The sequence below is a fragment of the Roseovarius sp. D22-M7 genome (assembly GCF_037083785.1).
Taxonomy (GTDB): domain Bacteria; phylum Pseudomonadota; class Alphaproteobacteria; order Rhodobacterales; family Rhodobacteraceae; genus Roseovarius.
Map to the genome: position 1 here is coordinate 39,421 of NZ_JBAPKY010000020.1, position 19,471 is coordinate 58,891.

Genomic DNA, 19,471 nt, shown 5'->3' on the forward strand with positions numbered 1-19,471 from the left:
GTGTTTCGAGAAGCCGGTCAAGGTCGTGTCACTTGGTCGGGACGTCGGCGTTGCGACCGGCCAGCACGACACTGAAGGTATGCGCGGCCTGCGGGCTGAGCCCGGCCATGATCGCGGCCGCCGCGTCCGGGCGCATTCGTGCGAGAAACCCGGTGGCAAAGCTGGGATCCATCTGCTCGAAAAGCGCGGCGGCCTGTTTGGGCTTCATGCGCTCGTAGACCTGGGTGAGGCGGTTGATGTCCTCTTCCGCGGCGCTTTCGGCGATGGTCAGCGTCTGTCGCAGGCTGCTTTCGGCCGATTCGAGCGCGGCGAGCTTCTGCGTGACCTCGCGATCGGCGATTCGCAGCGCCTGCATCCGGTCCTGCATTGCGGCCTCGTCGACATCGAGGCGGGCGGCGCGGTCCTGCAATGCGTCGAGCAGGATTTGCAGGTCCTGCGGCGTCTCGCACGAGCGGTTCGCGTCTGGTGCGTCGGGTGCATCTGATCCCGTCACCGCCTCGGCGGAAGCCAGCGCCACCGCCTGACCGACACCGTTGCCGAGGCGCACGAACGCGGATGCCAGAAGCATGGTCGCGATCATCACGAGCGCGCCGCGCAGGCGCCGACGCGGCCGGCGCGGCCGGGTGCGGATTGCGGTCATGACCGCTCTCCGGTCATCTCGCGGCCGTGACGCTGAAACACCGGGGTGTCGCCGCTCTCGGGCGCTGCGGGCTCGTCGGGCAGGTCATGCATCGATGCGACCAAAAGTTCGAGCCGCTTGGCCACGGTCTCGGCCCGGTCGGTCAGCCCGTCGAGCGACTCCATCGAGCCGCTGGCCGTGGTCTGGGCGTGGCGCAGCGTCTTCGTCAGATCGTCAACCTGCGCCGACAACACCGCGACGGCACCGCCGACACCTGTTTCCAGATCGTTGAAGCGGCTCAGCCGCCGGGCCAGGACGTGACAGTAGAATCCCGCCCCTAGAGCGCCCGCCACCAGCAGGATATCGGCAATGAGTTCCATCATTTCCCCTTTCAGTTCAAAACGAATTCCATGATCAGCAGATCGTTGACCCCGTCCTGTCCGGTCACGATCTGCACGCGCCGCAGCATCTGTGCGCGCAGGCGCAGCAGCGCCGCTCGGTCCTCGAGATCCGCGATGCTGAGCGCGCGCAGATAGGTATTGAGGACGTCGACGATGCGCGGCATCAGCCGGGTGATGTCCGCCTTCTGGTCGGTCTGCACCTCGAGCTCGGCGCGGAACCGCAGATGGCGCGTCTGCCCATCGCCGGCGAGGGATATGACAAGCGGCTCGATCGGCACGAAGGCCAGATCCGCGAACGCGTCGCGCGCCGGCGCGTCCGAATCGCCTGCGGCGTCCTCGGACGCGGGCTCGCTCGAAGCGAGAAAGGGCAGCAACCCGTTGACTGCGGCGTAAAAGCCGCCGCCACCCCCGACCAGCGCCAGAACCAGCCCGATGACCCACGGCGCCTTGCTGCGGCCCGGCCCCGCCTCTGCGGGCTGATCGATGTCTTCTGCATGCGCCATGGCGTGCTCCTCGAATTCCGTCAGCGCCAATATGACCGACAGAAACTAACCGATTATTAAGTCTGATCGGCGAAACATGACCAAAGCGACCGGCAGAACGCCGCAGATCAGGAGGCAAAGAATTGCAGCAGATCGTGACCCTCTGGCACTCTCTCGACACGCGTCGGCGCGTCATCGTCGGGGTGGCGACACTGGCCATGTTCGTGGCGGTGCTGGCGCTTGCGCGCATGGCCTCGGCCCCCAGCATGACGCTTCTGTATTCCGGGCTGGAAGGCGCCGCGGCCGGCGAGATCGTCGAGGCCCTCGACCAGCGTGGCGTGGCGCACGAGGTGCGCGGCACGTCGATCTTCGTCGATTCGGCGCAACGCGACTCGCTGCGCATGAGCCTCGCCGGCGAGGGGCTGCCCGCCTCGACCTCGAAAGGCTACGAGTTGCTCGACGGGATGTCGGGCTTCGGCACCACGTCACAGATGTTCGACGCCGCCTACTGGCGCGCGAAAGAGGGCGAACTGGCGCGCACCATCGTCGCGCATCCGGCGATCGACAGCGCGCGGGTACACCTGGCCTCGACGGGGTCGAACCCGTTCCAGCGCGACATCAGGCAATCCGCCTCGGTCTCGATCACGGCGCAGGCCCCGGGGATCACCGCCAAGCACGCGCGGGCATTGCGGTTCCTGGTGGCCTCCGCGGTGGCGGGGCTGACGCCCGACGACGTGTCGGTCATAGATGCCGAGGGCGGGTTGATCGGCCCCGGAGAGGACGTGTCGGAAAACGCGCCCGACACCCGCATCGAGGCGCTGCGCGCGCGTGCGCAGCGGCTTCTGGAGGCTCGTGTCGGGGCCGGCAATGCCGTGGTCGAGGTGGCGCTCGACACCGAAACCCGCACCGAGGCGATTCGCGAGCGGCGCTTCGATCCCGAGGGCCGCGTCGCCATCAGCACCGATACCGAGGAAACCAGCAGCACCTCGACGGACGAGGGCGGCGGGGTGACCGTGGCCTCGAACGTGCCCGACGGTGATGCGGGCAGCGAGAACACCTCGCAAAGCCAGAGAAGCGACACCCGCGAACGGGTCAATTACGAGGTCTCGACGACCGAGCGCGAAATCACCAAAGGCCCCGGCGCGATCAAGCGGCTGACCGTTGCCGTGCTCGTGAACGGAAGCCTTGCGCCGGACGAGACCGGCACGCCCGTCTTCCAGCCGCGCCCGCAGGAAGAGCTCGACGCCCTCGCCGAACTCGTGTCTTCCGCCGTCGGCCTGAACCCGGAGCGCGGCGATGTCCTGACGATCAAGACCATGCAGTTCGAGACACCGCAGCCGGCGGGCACCCTGGCGGTTCCGGGCCTGTTCGACCGCTTCGATCTCGACGTGATGTCGCTTTTGCAGGTCGCGGTTCTCGCGCTCGTGGCGCTGATCCTCGGGCTGTTCGTGCTGCGCCCGATCCTGGCACGGCCGGCGGCGCACCAGCCGGCGAGGCTGGACGCGCCGGCGGCGCAGGACGACACCGCGCGCAACGAGGCGCCTGCCGAGTCCGCGCCGCTCACCGGCGAGATCGAGGACGGCGAATTCGATTCCAGCCGGTTGTCGGTGGTCTCGGGCGAAAGCCCGCAAAACAGCCTGCAAGAGCGGTTCCCGGGCCAGACCGACGAGGATCCCGTGGTGCGCCTGCGCAACCTGATCGGCCAGCGCCAGGAGGAAAGCGTCGAGATCCTGCGCAGCTGGCTCGAGGGCGAGGAGGAAAAGGTCTGATGTCGATCACCCATCTGCTGGAGGATTTCGGCGTGACCCGGCGCGGCACCTCGCTGTCGATCACCGACGTGTCGCTCGAGGAGGAACGGCTCGAAGCCTTCGAGAAGGGTTACCAGGCGGGCTGGGACGACTCGGTAAAATCGCAGGGCGAAGAGTCGCGCCGGATCGCCGCGGATCTGGGGCAGAACCTGCAGGATCTGAGTTTCACCTATGAAGAGGCCTACGCGGCGGTGATGCAGGCGGTGCACCCGCTTCTCGAACAGATGGTTTCTGCGGTGCTGCCCCGCCTCGCCCGCGACAGCCTCGTGCCGCGGCTGGTCGAGACCTTGCACGACATCGCGCGCGAGCAGGGTCACCAGAAGATCGCGATCGCCGCGGCCGAGGCGGACATGCCCGCGCTCGCGCATCTGACCGAGGCCGTGCCCGAGATCGACATCGAACTGGGCGTGGATGACACCCTGGCGAGCGGCCAGATTTACTTGCGCTTCGACGGCCGTGAACAGGCCATCGATATGCAGGAGGTGCTTGAGGGCATCGAGCAGGCGGTTTCGGGATTTTTCGAAAACAGCAGGAAAGCCACAGCATGACCGACGACATGAGCACGCAAAAGACGCGCCCCGGCGCGGATCTCTCGAACCCGTTTTCCTCGGTGCCCATCGAGATCACGATCTCGGTCGGAAAGGCCCGCCCGTTGATCCGCGACCTGCTGAGCCTCGGTCGCGACGCGGTGCTGCCCCTCGACCGCCGGGTCGATGACGCGGTAGAGCTTTACATCGGCGAACGCCTGATCGCGCGCGGCCAGCTCGAAGAGCTCGACGGCGAGCAGGCCGGGCAGCTCGCGGTGCGCCTTACCGAAGTCGCGAACCTGTCCGACGGGCTGGGGTGAGCGGCATGCGCACTGGCGGATGGGTCTGCGCGATCGCGCTCGTGCTGATCGTCGCGGCAAACGGCGCCGCGGCGCAGGACATCTCGATCTCCATGGGCGAGGGCGGGTCGATCTCGGCCCGCACGATCCAGCTTCTCGCGCTGGTCACGGTGCTGAGCCTGGCGCCCGGCATCGCCATCATGATCACCTGTTTTCCCTTCATTGTCACGGTTCTGTCGATCCTGCGGCAGGGGATCGGCTTGCAGCAATCGCCGCCCAACATGCTGATCATCAGCCTTGCGCTGTTCCTGACCTATTTCGTGATGGCGCCGGTCTTCACCGAGGCCTGGACCAACGGCATAGAGCCGCTGCTCGCCGAAACCCTGCCGCTGGACGAGGCCGTGACGCGGGCACTGTCGCCGTTCCGCGGCTTCATGGCGGCGCGGGTGGATGGCAGTACCTTCGCGTCGATGGCCGCGCTGCGCCCCGATGCCGCCGAGATCGTCACCGGCCCCGACGCGCCGCTTTCGGTGCTGGTGCCCAGCTTCATGTTGTCGGAGATCGCGCGGGCCTTCCAGATCGGTTTCCTGATCTTCCTGCCGTTTCTCATCATCGACCTGGTAATCGCCGCGATCCTGATGTCGATGGGCATGATGATGGTCCCGCCGGCGATGGTGTCGCTGCCTTTCAAGCTGGCCTTCTTCGTGATCGCGGATGGGTGGACGCTGATCGCCGACAGCCTTGTGCGCGGATACATGTAGGCTGCCTCGCGGCGCGGTCGGTACAAGAGGGCAGGGCGTTTGGTACAACCCTATCCGCCGCAAATCCCCTGCAGCCGAAGCCAGTCCCCGTCCCGCAGGATCGGCGGGGGGGGCGGCACGGCGGGCGCGAAGGGGTCGCCATCCACCAGCGCGCTCCGCGTCGCGACCGGCATGTCGTGTTCGGTGGCAAAGGGCGTGGCGCGGACTTGCCAATGCTTGAAACCGTCGAGCATCGCGTCGCCGGGCGTCGCCTCGCGGCGGGTATCGACCAGCGTTTCGGCATGGGCGCGCAGTGTCTCGTCGATCAGGTGGCCGGTGGTCAGCAGCCTTAGGGTTGCGATCGGCCCGGCATCGGCCAGGAGACGCTCGAGCGGATCGCGGGCCTCGGCCCGCAGGTAGGCGGCGATGACATGGCCCGCGACCACGTCGGGTTCCTCATACGCCTCGACGAGGCGGGCGGGGATCATCATCGTGCCGCCCGGCAGCCGCAGCACGTCCGCGAGGCCGCTGCGCACCACTGTGAACCGCGCGGATCCACGCCGCGGCGGCAGGCGCCGGGCAAGGGCTGCAAGCGCCACGCGCCCCCCCGGACCGCGGCAGGCGGGACCGGTCGCGCGGTGCAGATGCCCGACAAGCGCCTGCCCGATCTCGGCGCGCTTGACGGCCGGCACCACGCGCAGCGCGTGATCGCGCACCACGCCCGGCAGCCATACCGTTGCCAGCACGATCACCGCGGCCAGCACGGCCAGCACCCCGATGAGGCGCAGCCGGCCGGGACGTGGGCGCTGCCGGGCCACGGCGCTGCGCAGGGTCTCGATGGTGGCGATCATCTCGGCCTCGTCCTCGGGCAGTTCCAGCGTCTCACCGGGATCGCCGTCGGGGTGATAGATCGCCGGGCGCTGCCCGGGATTGGCGCGCGCGATCGCGGCAATGGACCAGTGCGTCTGCACGCGGTCGCGCAAGTCGGTGATGGTCAGCGTCGCCTCGCCCACCGACACGATCACGTCGAGGCGTTGCGCGGACTCGTCGGCGCGCCACAGCCCTGCCGCCTCGAGCCTCTGATACTTGGTCAGTGCCGTCGTTGCCATGTGAAGGGCTGTCCCGCCTCTTTGGCCTTAGCAATAGCACGGTTGCGCGTGGGGCGGCAATCGCTCGACGCGCCCGGCACGAGGGTTTACACATGGAAACAACGTAAAACCGAGGATCGAGAATGAGAATCGCCACCGCTGCCTATCCGCTCGATGTGCTCGCCAACTGGGGTGAGTACGAGAGCAAGATCGATGACTGGATCGGTGCCGCCGCGGGGCAGGGGGCCGACCTTGCGGTTTTCCCCGAATACGGCGCGATGGAGCTGGCCACGCTCGACGGGCCGGAGGTGGCGGGCGATCTGGAACGGTCGGTGCAGGCGATCACGCGCCGGATCGCCGAGGTGGACGATCTGCACAGCCGGCTTGCCGCCCAGTACAGGGTGCATGTGCTCGCCGCCTCGGCGCCGGTCTTCGACGCGGATCTCGGCCCGCGCCCGGTCAACCGCGCGCGGCTCTTCACGCCGGCCGGCGGCGTAGGCGTGCAGGACAAGCAGATCATGACCCGGTACGAGCGCGACCCTTGGGGGATCGTGCCCGGCGGCCCGTTGCGGCTTTTCGACACCGCCATCGGAAAGATCGGTGTGCTGATCTGCTATGACGGCGAATTCCCCCTGCTGGCTCGGGCGTTGCGCGCAGCCGAGCTGATCCTCGTGCCGTCCTGCACCGAGGCGCATGCAGGATATACTCGGGTGCGCATCGCGGCGATGGCGCGCGCGCTCGAAACCCAGTGCGTGACGGTCATGGCCTCGACCGTCGGGGCGGCCGCGTGGTCGCCGGCGGTGGATGAAAATACCGGCACGGGCGGCATCTTCGCGCCCCCCGATACCGGGTTCCCGCCCACCGGGGTGATCGCCGAAGGCACGCTCGACCAGCCGGGCTGGACCGTGGCGGATGTCGATCTCGACCAGGTCGCGCGGGTGCGGGCCGATGGTGGCGTGCTCAACCGGCTGCACTGGGGAGAACAGGCCGGCCGCGACGCAGAGGTCACATCGTTGCGGCTCGACTGATATAGTCTCTTGAAAAAAGCCCGAAACAGGCTCATTTACAGGCGCGTCCCGCGACTGTGCGGGTGAACACAGCAAGGAGAGACCATGGCCAAGGAAGACACGCTCGAATTCCCCGGTGTCGTGAAGGAACTCCTGCCGAATGCGACATTCAGGGTCGAGCTGGAAAACGGCCATGAGATCATCGCGCATACGGCAGGCAAGATGCGCAAGAACCGCATCCGGGTTCTGGCCGGCGACAAGGTGCAGGTGGAAATGACACCCTACGATCTGACCAAGGGTCGGATCAACTACCGCTTCAAGTAAGCGACCGGTTTCATGACGTTCATTCTCGGGTCGGCCAGTCCGCGCCGCAGGGACCTGCTGGCGCAGATCGGCGTCGTGGCCGACGATATACGCCCGCCCGATATCGACGAGACGCCCGGAAACGGCGAATTGCCGCGCCCGTACTGCGCCCGGATGGCCCGTGAAAAGGCGCGCGCGGTCAGCGCCGGTGACGACGATCTGGTGCTCGCCGCCGATACCACGGTCGCACTTGGCCGTCGCATCCTGGGCAAGCCCGCCTCGGCCGGCGAGGCGGCGCAGTTCCTGATTGCGCTTTCGGGGCGCCGCCACAAGGTGATCACGGCCGTCGCGGTGCGGCGCGGGACCCGCCTGTGGGAACGCGACGTGGTGACCAAGGTTCGCATGAAGCGTGTGTCCGACGAGGAATTGAACGCCTATCTCGCCACCGGTGACTGGCAGGGAAAGGCCGGCGGCTACGGCATTCAGGGGCTTGCCGGCGCGTTGATCCCGTGGATCCAGGGCTCTTTCACCGGGGTCGTCGGGCTGCCGCTGGCCGAAACTGCTGGCCTTTTGCAGGCTGCCGGCCATCCGCTCTGGAAACCGGGCCGATGAGCGCGCGCAGCATCGCCCTCGACCATCTCGGCGGGGCCGAGGCGGCGGCGTCGCTCGTCTCGGGGCAACTCGACGACCTGCTGATCGACACCGATCTGCCGCGGCCCGGCACGATCTACCGCGCCATCGCCGACCGGCCGGTGAAAGGGCAAGGGGGCATGTTCGTGCGCACGCCCGACGGCCCTGCGTTCTTGCGGCAGGTCAAGGGGCTTGCGCCCGGCCAGCCGATCCTGGTCCAAGTGACCGGATATGCAGAGCCGGGCAAGGCGCTGCCGGTGACCGCACGGCTGCTCTTCAAGAGCCGCTACGCGATCGTCACACCCGAAGCGCCGGGGCTGAACCTGTCGCGGGGCATCAAGGACGAGGATCTGCGCGACAGCCTGCTTGAGATCGCCCATGACGCGCTTGGCGGCCAGGAGATCGGCCTGATCCTGCGCTCGGCCTGTGCCGACGCCGATCCCGACGCGGTCGCAGAGGATATTCGCGCGATGCACGATCTCGCGCGCGCGGTGCTGGCCGACGCGGCCGGGCAGGGGCCGGAGAAGCTGGTCGAGGGGGACGGGCCGCACACCCTCGCCTGGCGCGACTGGGTGGAGCCGGCGGATGTCGCGTGTAGGCCGGGCTCTTTCGCCACGCTTGGCGTGCTCGACCAGGTCGAGGCCTTGCGGCGGGCCGAGGTGGCGCTGCCCGGCGGAGGTTCGTGCTACATAGAGCCGACACGCGCCCTCGTGGCGGTCGACGTGAATACCGGCGGCGATACCAGCCCGGCCGCCGGCCTCAAGGCCAACCTCGCAATGGCTCGCGACCTGCCCCGGCAATTGCGCCTGCGCGGGCTGGGCGGGCAGATCACCCTCGACCTCGCGCCGATGCCCAAGAAGGACCGGCGCGCGTTCGAGACCGCCCTGCGCGCCGCTTTCCGCGCGGACCCGGTCGAGACGGCCCTTGCCGGATGGTCGCCGTTGGGCCATTTCGAGCTTCAGCGTAAACGTGACCGACTGCCCCTGACCGACGTGATGTGATGACCTGTCCGATCTGCCGAAAACCGACCTCTCCCCGCTACCGCCCGTTCTGCTCGAAACGCTGCGCGGATGTCGATCTTGGCAAGTGGTTCAGCGGCGAGTACGCAGTGCCCGCGACCGATCCGGAGGACATCGACGCAGGCGCGAAAGACGCCAAAGACATGCCGCAAGAACCCGAGTGATTTTTCGGCATCGACTCTGGACACCCTGTTTCACCTCGCCTAATAGGATGTCGTGAAGTCGGTGTGCTTCAAAAAAGCCCGGGTAGCTCAGGGGTAGAGCAGTGGATTGAAAATCCTCGTGTCGGTGGTTCGATTCCGCCCCCGGGCACCATCATTCGCAATCAAAAAACAGATAAATCCTTGAAATTAAAGGGATTTGAAGGTGAACGGCCGGTTCTGGCAGAGGATCGGTCCACAATTTGATCCACAATTTGATCCACAATTTGCTCTACAAAATATCCGCGTGTGCACTATGCTTGACACTAAACGAGCTGATGATGAGAGTCTCGCATCTGATCAATAGGAGAGCCGAGCTGTTCTTCGAGATCATCTCTCAGCGCTACAAGCGCGGATCTATCATCATTACCTCGAACCTGCCCTTCGATGAGTGGACCGAGGTCTTCGGACCGGAGCGTCTCACCGGCGCCATCCTCGACCGACTGAGGCACCATGTGCACATCCTCGAGATGAACGGCGAAAGCTTCCGGCTCAGACAGAGCCGCAAAGCCAAATCCTGAAATCGAAACAGATCGACACTGTATAAAACGACTGGCCTTTGGCCAGTGCACCTTGACGCCTGCCAGCTATATAAGAGCGCAAGCGCCAAGGCGCCTGACAGACCGCCGCCGCTGAGGACTATTTCACCGGTTCACTGACCCATTTTGCTCCGGGATTGACACGCATGCTGGAGAAAAAGCCGGTGAAGGTCGTCGCGGTCGCGCTGGCGAACCGCATGGCGCAGGTCGTCTGGGCGTTGATCCGAAGCGGCGAGATTTACCGGACGAACCTGGGAAAGACTGTCTCGAAAGATCGCATCATGCGCTACGCGGTGCGGTGATCGCAGTTGAATTCTTCGGTGATGTCCTGCAGGGCGATGCCGTCAAAGCGCGACATCGCCATCTCGGCAACGCGCAGCAGATCCGGAGCCTTTGAATAGGACATTGTAAAAGTTCAGTTTTAATCAATTGCTTGCAGCGTTATAGGCCGGTGACAGTTTTTGCCGCGCTGACCGCGTATTGTCGACTTGTCAACGAAGGCGAGGCTCGAAAAGATCGGAATGCGTGTACCCTGCCATCTACGAAAAAGCTCGAGTATTCGTAGGCCATGGCCCGTTCCAACCTCTACTTCCAACGCTCCCAATCCGGCATCACCTTGTCGAGTAGCTCGAAAAAGGCGGCGCCGTGATGTGGCTCGGCCACGTGGCAGATCTCGTGGGTAAATCACGTAGTCGATGGCGTCGACCGGCGCCTGCACGAGGCGGCGGTTCAGCAGCAGACGTCCGGCCGGTGACATGGACCCCTATCGCTGCCTGGTCTGACGCACGATGAGACCCTTCGGCCGGAATGCCTCCGGATCCGGGAAGAGACCGAGGCAGAGTTCGATCCGCTCCAGAAACTTGATGTGGGCCCGGTCTCGATACCATCCCTCGACCAATTCGCGCGTTACCTCTGGCCTGGTCGGCCTGTACGTCTGCACGACGATGAAGCCGCGGATCATCACCGACAGCCAGAACTTGGCGCCTTCGTTGTCGGCGAAGGTCGCCGCCGGCATCTGAATATCTTGTAGCGTTCGATTTTCGAGCCATTCCGCTCTCACGAAAATATCTTCGCGCGTAGACAAGCTCCGGGAAAGATGCTAAACCTCTGGTTGATAACATAGTTTCGAGGAGTGTTCCAGTATCGTTCTTTCCGATGCCACTCTAAAGTGAACGTCTGGGTTTGCAGACACCCTTTTTCGGGACGGCGTGTGAAGGCAGCGCGATCTATTGCATTGCGCGATAAGACCAGAAATCCTGAGCATGCTTATATGTCGTGAGTGATTGCCCGAAATGACAAGCCAGAACTTCGATCACCTGAATGATATCGATCGCCCGCTGGCAATCTTGGCGTCGCATGCCGAAAGATATTTCGTCGACGATGCGAACACGGCTCTGATCAAGACTCGGCAGTTCGCGGAACGCATGGCGCGGATCGTCGCTGAGAGTGCCGGTGCAGACGTCTCCGGCGACGATACGTTCTCCGGCATGCTTCGAAGTATTCGCCGTGATGATCTACTCCCGCGCGAGATCCTCGACATCCTCCACCGTCTGCGTATCGACGGTAACGCGGCTGTACATGGTCACGACGGCGAACGCCGCATGGCTTTCGAGGCGTTGAAGCTGTGCCATCGTCTCGGTGTGTGGCTCCGCGCTTCTACCACGCGTCACCCGCGACTTACCATGCCGTTCATCCCACCGAGACTGGCGGAGGACGATGCGCCCGATCTCAAGGAGCAGGTTGCGGCGCTCAAGTCAGCATTGGATGAGCGTTCATCAGAAGCCGTCCGTCTCGCAGGCGAGGCGGACAACGCGAGAAGCGCCGCCCTGGATGCCGAGGAAAGGGCCCGTCTCGCTGAAGAAGAGCGCGCGATCTATTTTGAACTGGCCGAGGATGCCGAGCGACGAGCGACAAGACCGGTCGAGCGCGGCAAGGCACAGATGTTTATAAAGGCCGCCTTCGACTCGGCCAAGGACATGGACTTCGACGAAGCCGACACTCGCCTCCTCGTGGACGAACAGCTCCGCCAGGCCGGTTGGGATGTCGACAGTGCGACGATGCGCCATTCCAAGGGTACAAGGCCGGAAAAGAACCGCAACATGGCCATTGCTGAATGGCCGACGTCCTCGGGTCAGGCGGACTATGCGCTCTTCGCCGGTCGGACCCTGGTCGGCCTCGTGGAGGCGAAGCGCAAGCGCAAGAACGTGATGTCAGCCGTCGACGTCCAGGCGACGCGGTATTCGCACGATATCCAGCCCGACGAGACTTTTGACTTCGCGGGGGGGCCGTGGGATGGCCACAAGGCCCCTTTCATCTTTGCCACAAACGGGCGGAGCTTCTATCCGGCCATGGCGACGCAGAGCGGGATCTGGTTCCGCGACACGCGCGATGAGACAAATGCTTCTCGGGCCCTGGAAGGATGGTTCACGCCTAAGGGTCTTATCGAACGACTTGAGGTCGATTGTCGCGCCGCAGAGAAGGAGCTGGAGGAGAAACCTTTCAATTTCGGTTTCGACCTGCGCCCCTATCAGATGACGGCGATCAAGGCGGTCGAGAAGGGGGTTTCCGAAGGCCAGCGGGAAATGCTCATCGCTATGGCCACGGGCACGGGCAAAACGAAACTGGCGATCGCCATGATCTACCGTCTTCTCGAAGCGAAGCGGTTCCTACGGGTTTGCTTCGTGGTCGACCGCAGCGCCCTCGGTGAGCAGGCGGAAAGTGCCTTCGAGACCACCCGCATGGTCGGCGCCAAGACCTTTGCCGAGATCTTTGGACTCCGAGGCCTCGAAGAGCAGGACATCGATCGTGACGCGAAGATTCATATCTGCACCGTTCAAAGTCTTGTGAAGCGCGTGCTCGAGCGCGAGCCCGGAGAGAGACCTCCAGTTGATCAATACGACCTGATCTTGATTGACGAGTGTCACAGGGGCTACCTGCTCGACCGGGAGATGAGCGAGGCCGAGACGACCTTCCGGGATCAGAACGACTACGTGTCAAAGTATCGCCGTGTGGTCGAATATTTTGACGCCGTGAAGGTTGGGCTCACGGCGACGCCGGCCCTGCACACGGCGCAGATCTTTGGCGATCCGATATACCGCTACAGCTATCGTGAGGCGGTCATCGACGGCTGGCTGATCGATCACGACCCGCCGCATCTGATCAAGACCGCCCTCAGCGAGGCCGGCATCACGATCGAGGCTGGCGAGACCATCGACGTGCTCGATCCTCGCACGGGGCAGATCGACACCGCCACTCTTCCGGATCAACTGGACTTTACGGTCGAACATTTCAATCGACGCGTTCGGACGCCGAAGTTCAACCAGGTCGTTGCCGCAGAAATCGCGCGCCGGATCGACATCATATCGCCCAATGCCGGCAAGACCTTGGTCTTCGCGAACTCCGACGATCATGCCGATGAGGTGGTCCAGTACCTGCGTCAGGCCTACCGGGAGGAAGGCCTCGAGATTCGGGACGACATGATCCAGAAGATCACCGGCTCGGTCGACAAGCCAGGGAAACTGATCCTGAAATACAAGAACGAGGCCGATCCCAGGATCGCTGTCACGGTCGATCTGCTGACCACAGGCATCGATGTCCCGTCTATAACCAACTTGGTATTCCTCCGACGGGTGAATTCCCGGATCCTCTATGACCAGATGATCGGTCGGGCGACCCGCAAGTGTGACGAGATCGGCAAGGAGGCCTTCCAGATCTACGATGCGGTAGACCTTTACCCGAACCTCCAGGCCATGACCGAGATGCGGCCGGTCGTGGTCGATCCGAAGGTGTCCTTCGAAACCCTCTTTGATGGTTTTGAGAACGCCGATGATCCGTCCCATCAGGAGGAAATTCTCGACCAGATCATCGTTAAATTGTCCCGCAAGGTCCGGCGCATGAATACGGAGATTCGGGAGCAATACACCGCCCAGGCAGGCGAGACGCCCGAAGAGACGCTCGAGCGCTTCCGAAACGGCCCGCCGCCACAAGTCCGGAAATGGACGCAGGATCGCCCGGGCCTTGGCAAGTTCTTCGACTTCAAGGGCGACCGCGGTGCCCCACCGATCATCCCGATCTACACCGGCGAGGATAACGTGACCGGTGTCACGCGGGGTTACGGCGAAGGGATCCGCCCCGCAGACTTCATAGACGCCTTCGAGACCTTCGTGCGCGACAACGCCAACCAGATCGATGCCCTGAGCATCGTCGTCACGCGTCCCCGCGACCTGACCCGCGAGAGCCTGCGTGAGCTTCGCCTCGCTCTCGACGCCCGCCACTTCCGAGAGAGCGATCTGCGCGCGGCATGGCGGGACCGCACGAATGAAGACATTGCCGCCTCCATCATCGGCTTCATCCGTCAGGCCGCCCTCGGCGATCCTCTGATGGCCTACGCCGACCGCGTCGATAATGCCATCAGGAAGGTTGCATCGAGTCACGATCTCGACGACGTTCAGCGACGCTGGCTCGATCGTATCGGAGACGAGATGAAGAGCCAGGTCGTCATCGACCGACAGGCATTCGATGACCCGCCCTTCGCGCAGCAGGGCGGCTATAGACGCCTCAACAGGATCTTCGGGGGCGAGCTCGACACCATCCTCGAAGAGATAAGAGCCGAGACTTGGGAGCCCGCCGCATGAGATCAGTATCGCCAATATCTTTGTGGCATGGAACGTGTTCGGCTCTCCTTCCGTCGATTTTGGAGCACGGCTTGGGTGGTCGAAATATTATTGCTGATCTCAAAGCTGTGGAATTCATTAAGACCGCCGTAGATCTAATCGGGCCGGTGACGCTTGAAGACGACCCTGACACTTGGCTTTTTCTTGGTCTTGCGACAAAGATTTCTGCTCAGGTCTCCGATCACATGAATTGGAGGCACGGCAGCGTATACGTATCAGCGTCGAAATATCAAGCGGCTTCATACGCCATGAATTCACCAGAGGCGGTCGATACATGCAGGACTTTGGTTAGGATCCTGCGCCAGCGGGAGATGGGACATCGCGCTGATTGCCTTCTTTCGGAATTCGAGGACCTATCCCATATGTTGTATGCGCCATGGTATCCGATTGTGATCGAGCTGCCGGGTGTGCCGTGTGAAGCGCTACTGCCCGAGGTCGACCATGGAAATCGTGGAAACCTTTCTTGTAAAAAAGAGACGCGCGACACCTCGCCCTGCGCAACGCTGACCAAGCTGAAGGAAAGCTCTATGCCAATCGAGGTTTGCGGGCAGGGCAAGAACTTTATCCTGAATACTGTCTGGAAAACTGTGCCTCACCTAATCGAGTCGGTTTCACGACTCGACGCAAACCAGTTTGATTTCGTATTCAATTCAATCGACCCACAAGAAAAGGATCGAGCAAGCCAATGAGCGCCACACAGGACATCGTCGCCAAGCTCTGGAAACTCTGTGCCGTCCTTCGCGACGACGGCGTGACCTATTCCGAATATGTCACCGAGCTGACCTTTCTTCTTTTCCTCAAGATGATGGCCGAAACCGGGCAGGAGCGCCGGATCCCCGAGGAATACCGCTGGGACACGCTGGCGAAGCGCGAGGGGCTCGATCAGCTCACCCACTACAAGCACCTTCTGACCTCACTCGGCGATCCCGATGAACGCGACGCCGAGGGCAAACCCAAGGCCGCCAAGGATCCGCTGGTCCTTGCCATCTTCGAGAACGCCCAGACCCGCCTGCGCAAGCCCGCCAACCTGAAAAGCCTCACCACCGCCATCGAAGACCTCGACTGGTTCGATGCGCGCGAGGAAGGACTGGGCGATCTCTACGAGGGCCTCCTTCAAAAGAACGCCGAGGACAAGAAATCCGGCGCCGGGCAATACTTCACCCCGCGCCCGTTGATCGACAGCATCATCCGCCTGACCAAGCCCCAGCTGGGCGAGCGCATCCAGGACCCGGCGGCTGGCACAGGCGGCTTCATCGTCGCCGCGCACCGTCGCATCTACGAGGACAACAACGAGCTCTACGGCCTGCCCGAGGGCGCGGCCGAGAGGCAGATCCGCGACTGCTACAGTATCGCGGAGCTCGTCCCCGACACCCACCGCCTTTGCCTGATGAACATCATGCTCCACGGTATCGAGGGCGACGCGCAGTCCATGGACACCCTGACCGACGAGGGAGCTCACCTGCCCAAGGCCGACCTTATCCTGTCCAACCCTCCCTTCGGGAACAAGAAGGGCGGCGGGCGGCCGCAACGGAGCGATTTCTCGACCACCGTGGGCACCTCGAACAAGCAACTGGCCTTCGTCGAGCACATGATCCGCGGACTCAAACCCGGGGGGCGCGCCGCCGTAGTCGTGCCCGATAACGTGCTCTTCGAGGACGGCACCGGCCGCGCTCTGCGCCAGATGCTGATGAACTGGTGCGACCTGCACACCATCCTGCGCCTGCCCACCGGCATCTTCTATGCCCAGGGGGTCAAGACCAACGTCATCTTATTCACCCGCAACGCGGACCGCAGCGAGAGCGGTGGGACGCAGGCCGTCTGGGTCTACGACATGCGCGCAGGCGCGCCTTCCTACGGCAAGACGCGGCCCCTGCGCGCCGAGGACTTCGCCGACTTCGAGGCGGCCTTCGGCGACGATCCCCATGGCCGGGCCGAGCGGCAGGACCAGGGCGAGGAAGGCCGCTTCCGCCGCTTCACCCGCGAGGAGATCGCCGTGCGCGGCGACAACCTCGACATCTCTTGGCTGCGCGACGGCGAGGAAGAGGCCGAGGACGGCCTGACCGACCCCGACGACATCACGGCAGCGATCCTCGGCCACTTGCGCGAAGCCACGCGCGAGATCGAGGCGCTGGTGCTGGAACTGGAAGGCGAGGAAGAGGACTTGACCCCGGCGGCGGTGGCAGCCGAATGAGTGACCAAGCTGAAAAGGGAGAGTGGCCCAGCACGACATTGCCTGAATCATGGTTGTGGGCGAGTTTCAAGGATACTTGGTCAGACTCGACGAACAGCACGAGGAAACTCAAGCAGAAGGAATACCTCACCGAAGGGCCGTTGCCGGTTGTCGATCAGGGCGAAGGCTTGGTCGGTGGTTTTACTGATCGCAATGATCTCAAAAACGACGTGGCACTGCCTTGCATCGTTTTCGGGGATCACACGCGAGCCGTGAAATTTATCGACTTCGAGTTTGCGCAGGGCGCAGATGGCGTGAAGGTGCTCCAGCCGAACGATCAATACGATCCGGAGTTCGCGTATCAGGCCCTCCGCTGTGTCCGGCTGCCGAACAAAGGCTACAGCAGACATTTCAAGTTTCTGAAGTCCACCGCGTTTCCCATCCCCCCACTCCCCGAGCAGCGGCGGATCGTGGCGAAGCTGGACCGGCTCTCGGCACGCTCGGCCGCCGCGCGCGACCACCTCGCCCGCATCACCAAACTGGCGATCCGCGCCAAGCAGGCGATCACGCGTCAATTGATCCGCGAAAGGCAGTGGGAAACCGCACAATTTCTTGACGTTTGCGATGCCTATCAGCCGAAGACGATCTCCAAAGCCCAGATGCAAGCGGATGGTAAATACCCGGTCTTTGGTGCTAACGGCAAGATCGGTTTCTACGACGAATTCAACCATGAGCATCGAGAATTGTTGGTGACCTGCCGTGGAGCAACTTGTGGTGCCGTGAACATTTCTGAGCCGTTCTCGTGGATCAATGGCAACGCAATGGTAATCAAGGGAAAGGCTGACCATTTCACTCTTGATTTCCTAAGAGCATACTTCTCGCATGGATTTGATTTCTCGACGGTGATCTCTGGTTCTGCACAACCTCAGATCACGAGGCAGAGCTTGGCCAAGCTGCGAATGCCGATCGTGCCCATGGAAGAGCAAGAGGAAATCGTCCGCCGCATCGAAGCCGCCTTCGCCCGCATCGACCGGATGACCGAGGAGGCAAGCCGCGCCGCCCAACTCATCGACCGGCTCGACGAGCGCCTGCTGGCCAAGGCCTTCCGTGGAGAGCTTGTGCCCCAGGACCCCGAGGACGAACCCGCCGAAGCCCTCCTCACCCGCATCCGCGACGCCCGCGCCGCCGCCCCGAAGGCGAAGCGGGGGCGCCGGAAGAAGGCCGAGGCATGAAAGAACTCCTCGAAAATGCCAGCCCTTTGCATTTCGTGTTGCAATTCGAGGTCACAATCTGTGGACGAGCCCACCAGACAAAGGTGCATGGCGAGGAACAGTTCGCGAAGATTTCTTCGGGAACCATTTGGAGATCCTTGGCGCAGCATGGACGGCCGCAGTGCGGGACAAAGTGAACCTTCGCTGCAGGTGCGGCTTGGTTTGGCCCGAGCGGCGGCTGTGCACAGCAAGCCGCCCTTGCAAGCGATGAAGGACTGGCACAACTTCAAGCAGGAACTGTTCAAGAAACAGGCATACTACCTTCCGGGATGTGACAGTTAGCGGGGACACTGGTTCGTCGGCGACTGCCGCTGGCCAGAATTGGAACGGATAAAAATCCTTTTCGCCCAGTCCTTCGAATTTTGACAATTGTTTAATAAATATGAAAATCAGAACAGGAATTCATCGTAAATCACGAGACTCAGGTCATCCACGACAAACTGCGTCCCAGACCCGTCGAATCCGGCATTCACGCCTCCGCTCGATTCGAACCTCAGTTCGTCTATGGAGGAGAATTCATCGCCAAAATAGTAAAGAACCGGATCCTGCGTATTCAGTTCGATCGTGTCGCGACCGGTCAGGATGCCGTCATCATAAGCGAATACATCCAGAATCAACCCGTCATTCCATGCCGCGGTAAAATACGCGCTCTCCAGATCAAAGTCACTTTCCGTATCGCTGATTGAAGCGGGATCAGTAAAAGCGTTCAGTGCAATAATGTCGCCTGAAACCGTACCATTCGAATAACCGGACGGGAAAGACACGAATCCGGCCTCCGGATCGAGAAGGATGAAATTATCCCAGTCCAGTCCCAGATAGCCGTCGGCAATGACACCCCCAGGTAAGGTGGTTGCATCTTCAAAATTGACGGTGACTTCATTTCCTGTGTCTATACCGATACGATCCTTCGCGACGTCCGGAAGATTTTCCAGGGGAACGTTTCCGAGGCCAGGCTTATCAGGTGTGAAATCCTTCATCAGGGCGGATGTCGTCTCGTAGTCACGCACGAATTCGTCGGGATCGAAAAGGACCCCCTCCGCGACGCCTTGGTTGAACTGGGGAAGGGTGTCGTAGGAGCCGCTGTATATTCCGCCCTGAGTGAAATTCGGATCCTCCAGGCGCATCTCGAAATGCAGGTGCTCACCGATGACAAAACCTGTCTCTCCTACAAAACCGAGTGTTTCGCCGATATCAACGAAGTCGCCCTCTTCCACCAGTGGCGCCTCTTCCATATGGGCGTAGAACGAATAGACATCCTCTTGACCATTTCCCGGAAGAGTGTGTCTGAGGATCACGTAATTCCCGTATCCGCTGCCACTGCCGTCGTCGAGACCGATTTCATGGACTTCGCCATTAGCGACAGCGAATATGAACTGTTCATCCTGCGTGCCTGTGAAATAATCGTAATCGACTCCGATGTGATACCAGTCCGGCGTGCTGGATCCTCCATTGATTCCCTTGTCAACCAGGTTCGAATTGTCGCCGAAACCAAACGTTTCCGTCGCCCGGCTTTCGTCTACCGGCAGAATGAATTTTGTCGCAATCTTCGATCTTTTTGCCATGATACTATCCCGTGCAAATTAAAAGTCGCAGCATCGGACCGATGAACTCCAAACGGTCTGGCCGACGCGTTCCCAGTTCAGCTGAACCTGAGAATTGATCAATGCTTTTTTCGAACTACACCCATAATAGACT

The 19,471-nt window shown here is 62.5% G+C and carries 21 protein-coding genes, 1 tRNA gene and 1 pseudogene; 16 read left to right on the plus strand and 7 right to left on the minus strand.

Going from position 1 to position 19,471, the window contains the following annotated elements; translation table 11 throughout:
• Positions 1-28: 28 nt before the first annotated feature.
• The 3 genes from V8324_RS10885 to V8324_RS10895 are packed head-to-tail and all read right to left on the minus strand — an operon-like array spanning position 29 to position 1,523.
• Entirely contained in the window at positions 29-640 is a 612-nt protein-coding gene (locus tag V8324_RS10885) for a MotE family protein (protein ID WP_336419963.1), read from the minus strand.
• The gene (locus tag V8324_RS10890) at positions 637-999 is read right to left on the minus strand and encodes a hypothetical protein (RefSeq protein WP_336419964.1); all 363 of its coding nucleotides are present in this window, start codon (positions 997-999) and stop codon (positions 637-639) included. Before V8324_RS10890 ends, V8324_RS10885 begins: the two co-directional genes overlap by 4 nt.
• 11 nt (positions 1,000-1,010) lie before the next feature.
• Entirely contained in the window at positions 1,011-1,523 is a 513-nt protein-coding gene (locus V8324_RS10895; RefSeq protein WP_336419965.1) for a flagellar basal body-associated FliL family protein, read from the minus strand.
• Between the two features lie 122 nt (positions 1,524-1,645).
• On the opposite strand from V8324_RS10895, the gene fliF reads away from it, so the two are divergent.
• From fliF to fliP, 4 genes are read left to right on the plus strand one after another with little or no spacing between them, the layout of a single operon-like run.
• Positions 1,646-3,271, plus strand: a complete 1,626-nt coding sequence (gene fliF, locus V8324_RS10900) for a flagellar basal-body MS-ring/collar protein FliF (RefSeq protein ID WP_336419966.1) — start codon at positions 1,646-1,648, stop codon at positions 3,269-3,271.
• Positions 3,271-3,858 (plus strand): flagellar biosynthesis protein, encoded by a 588-nt coding sequence (locus V8324_RS10905; protein ID WP_336419967.1) that lies wholly within the window; start codon positions 3,271-3,273, stop codon positions 3,856-3,858. Before fliF ends, V8324_RS10905 begins: the two co-directional genes overlap by 1 nt.
• Positions 3,855-4,157: a FliM/FliN family flagellar motor C-terminal domain-containing protein gene (locus tag V8324_RS10910; RefSeq protein WP_336419968.1), complete on the plus strand. Its 303-nt coding sequence runs from the start codon at positions 3,855-3,857 to the stop codon at positions 4,155-4,157. The genes V8324_RS10905 and V8324_RS10910 overlap by 4 nt, the downstream gene beginning before the upstream one ends.
• Before the next feature lie 5 nt (positions 4,158-4,162).
• The gene (fliP, locus tag V8324_RS10915; RefSeq protein ID WP_336419969.1) at positions 4,163-4,897 is read left to right on the plus strand and encodes a flagellar type III secretion system pore protein FliP; all 735 of its coding nucleotides are present in this window, start codon (positions 4,163-4,165) and stop codon (positions 4,895-4,897) included.
• 50 nt (positions 4,898-4,947) lie between these two features.
• Here the strand turns inward: fliP and V8324_RS10920 are convergent, their stop codons facing one another.
• Positions 4,948-5,985, minus strand: coding sequence for a hypothetical protein (locus V8324_RS10920; protein ID WP_336419970.1), 1,038 nt, complete (start codon positions 5,983-5,985; stop codon positions 4,948-4,950).
• Positions 5,986-6,107: 122 nt separating this feature from the next.
• Between V8324_RS10920 and V8324_RS10925 the strand changes: the two genes are divergently transcribed.
• From V8324_RS10925 to V8324_RS10960, 8 genes and pseudogenes are all read left to right on the plus strand, one after another.
• Entirely contained in the window at positions 6,108-6,992 is an 885-nt protein-coding gene (locus V8324_RS10925; protein ID WP_336419971.1) for a carbon-nitrogen hydrolase family protein, read from the plus strand.
• An 84-nt stretch (positions 6,993-7,076) separates the two neighbouring features.
• Positions 7,077-7,295 (plus strand): translation initiation factor IF-1, encoded by a 219-nt coding sequence (infA, locus tag V8324_RS10930; protein ID WP_005978431.1) that lies wholly within the window; start codon positions 7,077-7,079, stop codon positions 7,293-7,295.
• A gap of 12 nt (positions 7,296-7,307) precedes the next feature.
• A complete protein-coding gene (locus V8324_RS10935; protein WP_336419972.1) occupies positions 7,308-7,886 on the plus strand; it encodes a Maf family protein in 579 nt (192 codons plus the stop codon).
• Positions 7,883-8,905, plus strand: a complete 1,023-nt coding sequence (locus V8324_RS10940; RefSeq protein WP_336419973.1) for a ribonuclease E/G — start codon at positions 7,883-7,885, stop codon at positions 8,903-8,905. The genes V8324_RS10935 and V8324_RS10940 overlap by 4 nt, the downstream gene beginning before the upstream one ends.
• Positions 8,905-9,087, plus strand: a complete 183-nt coding sequence (locus V8324_RS10945) for a DNA gyrase inhibitor YacG (protein WP_336419974.1) — start codon at positions 8,905-8,907, stop codon at positions 9,085-9,087. The genes V8324_RS10940 and V8324_RS10945 overlap by 1 nt, the downstream gene beginning before the upstream one ends.
• A 76-nt stretch (positions 9,088-9,163) precedes the next feature.
• Positions 9,164-9,238: transfer RNA gene (locus tag V8324_RS10950), tRNA-Phe, on the plus strand.
• A 196-nt stretch (positions 9,239-9,434) separates the two neighbouring features.
• Positions 9,435-9,644: pseudogene (locus tag V8324_RS10955) on the plus strand (ATP-binding protein); the annotation flags it as partial.
• Positions 9,645-9,808: 164 nt separating this feature from the next.
• A complete protein-coding gene (locus V8324_RS10960) occupies positions 9,809-9,964 on the plus strand; it encodes a hypothetical protein (protein ID WP_336419975.1) in 156 nt (51 codons plus the stop codon).
• A gap of 283 nt (positions 9,965-10,247) precedes the next feature.
• Here the strand turns inward: V8324_RS10960 and V8324_RS22385 are convergent, their stop codons facing one another.
• Both V8324_RS22385 and V8324_RS10965 read right to left on the minus strand, forming a co-directional pair.
• A complete protein-coding gene (locus tag V8324_RS22385) occupies positions 10,248-10,325 on the minus strand; it encodes a hypothetical protein (protein WP_442970514.1) in 78 nt (25 codons plus the stop codon).
• A gap of 100 nt (positions 10,326-10,425) precedes the next feature.
• Positions 10,426-10,677 carry a hypothetical protein gene (locus tag V8324_RS10965; protein ID WP_336419976.1) on the minus strand — a complete coding sequence of 84 codons (252 nt, stop codon included), beginning with the start codon at positions 10,675-10,677 and terminating at the stop codon, positions 10,426-10,428.
• Positions 10,678-10,954: 277 nt separating this feature from the next.
• Here V8324_RS10965 and hsdR point away from each other — a divergent pair, with 277 nt between their 5' ends.
• From hsdR to V8324_RS10985, 4 genes are read left to right on the plus strand one after another with little or no spacing between them, the layout of a single operon-like run.
• Positions 10,955-14,296 carry a type I restriction-modification system endonuclease gene (gene hsdR, locus V8324_RS10970; protein ID WP_336419977.1) on the plus strand — a complete coding sequence of 1,114 codons (3,342 nt, stop codon included), beginning with the start codon at positions 10,955-10,957 and terminating at the stop codon, positions 14,294-14,296.
• Positions 14,293-15,024 carry a hypothetical protein gene (locus V8324_RS10975; RefSeq protein WP_336419978.1) on the plus strand — a complete coding sequence of 244 codons (732 nt, stop codon included), beginning with the start codon at positions 14,293-14,295 and terminating at the stop codon, positions 15,022-15,024. The genes hsdR and V8324_RS10975 overlap by 4 nt, the downstream gene beginning before the upstream one ends.
• Complete coding sequence (locus V8324_RS10980; RefSeq protein ID WP_336419979.1) at positions 15,021-16,526, plus strand: class I SAM-dependent DNA methyltransferase; 1,506 nt, start codon at positions 15,021-15,023, stop codon at positions 16,524-16,526. Before V8324_RS10975 ends, V8324_RS10980 begins: the two co-directional genes overlap by 4 nt.
• On the plus strand, positions 16,523-17,737 hold the full coding sequence (locus V8324_RS10985) for a restriction endonuclease subunit S (protein ID WP_336419980.1): 1,215 nt from the start codon (positions 16,523-16,525) through the stop codon (positions 17,735-17,737). Before V8324_RS10980 ends, V8324_RS10985 begins: the two co-directional genes overlap by 4 nt.
• A gap of 428 nt (positions 17,738-18,165) precedes the next feature.
• Here the strand turns inward: V8324_RS10985 and V8324_RS10990 are convergent, their stop codons facing one another.
• A complete protein-coding gene (locus tag V8324_RS10990) occupies positions 18,166-19,338 on the minus strand; it encodes a M23 family metallopeptidase (protein ID WP_336419981.1) in 1,173 nt (390 codons plus the stop codon).
• Between the last annotated feature and the right edge of the window lie 133 nt (positions 19,339-19,471).

Excerpts from the sequence above, each read along its gene's own strand:
- V8324_RS10980 (WP_336419979.1), top strand. The coding sequence starts at position 15,021 with ATGAGCGCCACACAGGACATCGTCGCCAAGCTCTGGAAACTCTGTGCC.
- V8324_RS10975 (WP_336419978.1), top strand. The coding sequence starts at position 14,293 with ATGAGATCAGTATCGCCAATATCTTTGTGGCATGGAACGTGTTCGGCT.
- V8324_RS10960 (WP_336419975.1), top strand. The coding sequence starts at position 9,809 with ATGCTGGAGAAAAAGCCGGTGAAGGTCGTCGCGGTCGCGCTGGCGAAC.
- V8324_RS10940 (WP_336419973.1), top strand. The coding sequence starts at position 7,883 with ATGAGCGCGCGCAGCATCGCCCTCGACCATCTCGGCGGGGCCGAGGCG.
- hsdR (WP_336419977.1), top strand. The coding sequence starts at position 10,955 with ATGACAAGCCAGAACTTCGATCACCTGAATGATATCGATCGCCCGCTG.
- V8324_RS10985 (WP_336419980.1), top strand. The coding sequence starts at position 16,523 with ATGAGTGACCAAGCTGAAAAGGGAGAGTGGCCCAGCACGACATTGCCT.
- fliP (WP_336419969.1), top strand. The coding sequence starts at position 4,163 with ATGCGCACTGGCGGATGGGTCTGCGCGATCGCGCTCGTGCTGATCGTC.
- V8324_RS10925 (WP_336419971.1), top strand. The coding sequence starts at position 6,108 with ATGAGAATCGCCACCGCTGCCTATCCGCTCGATGTGCTCGCCAACTGG.
- V8324_RS10905 (WP_336419967.1), top strand. The coding sequence starts at position 3,271 with ATGTCGATCACCCATCTGCTGGAGGATTTCGGCGTGACCCGGCGCGGC.
- V8324_RS10910 (WP_336419968.1), top strand. The coding sequence starts at position 3,855 with ATGACCGACGACATGAGCACGCAAAAGACGCGCCCCGGCGCGGATCTC.
- V8324_RS10945 (WP_336419974.1), top strand. The coding sequence starts at position 8,905 with ATGACCTGTCCGATCTGCCGAAAACCGACCTCTCCCCGCTACCGCCCG.
- V8324_RS10965 (WP_336419976.1), bottom strand. The coding sequence starts at position 10,677 with ATGCCGGCGGCGACCTTCGCCGACAACGAAGGCGCCAAGTTCTGGCTG.
- infA (WP_005978431.1), top strand. The coding sequence starts at position 7,077 with ATGGCCAAGGAAGACACGCTCGAATTCCCCGGTGTCGTGAAGGAACTC.
- V8324_RS10885 (WP_336419963.1), bottom strand. The coding sequence starts at position 640 with ATGACCGCAATCCGCACCCGGCCGCGCCGGCCGCGTCGGCGCCTGCGC.
- V8324_RS10935 (WP_336419972.1), top strand. The coding sequence starts at position 7,308 with ATGACGTTCATTCTCGGGTCGGCCAGTCCGCGCCGCAGGGACCTGCTG.
- V8324_RS10890 (WP_336419964.1), bottom strand. The coding sequence starts at position 999 with ATGGAACTCATTGCCGATATCCTGCTGGTGGCGGGCGCTCTAGGGGCG.
- V8324_RS10920 (WP_336419970.1), bottom strand. The coding sequence starts at position 5,985 with ATGGCAACGACGGCACTGACCAAGTATCAGAGGCTCGAGGCGGCAGGG.
- V8324_RS10990 (WP_336419981.1), bottom strand. The coding sequence starts at position 19,338 with ATGGCAAAAAGATCGAAGATTGCGACAAAATTCATTCTGCCGGTAGAC.
- V8324_RS10895 (WP_336419965.1), bottom strand. The coding sequence starts at position 1,523 with ATGGCGCATGCAGAAGACATCGATCAGCCCGCAGAGGCGGGGCCGGGC.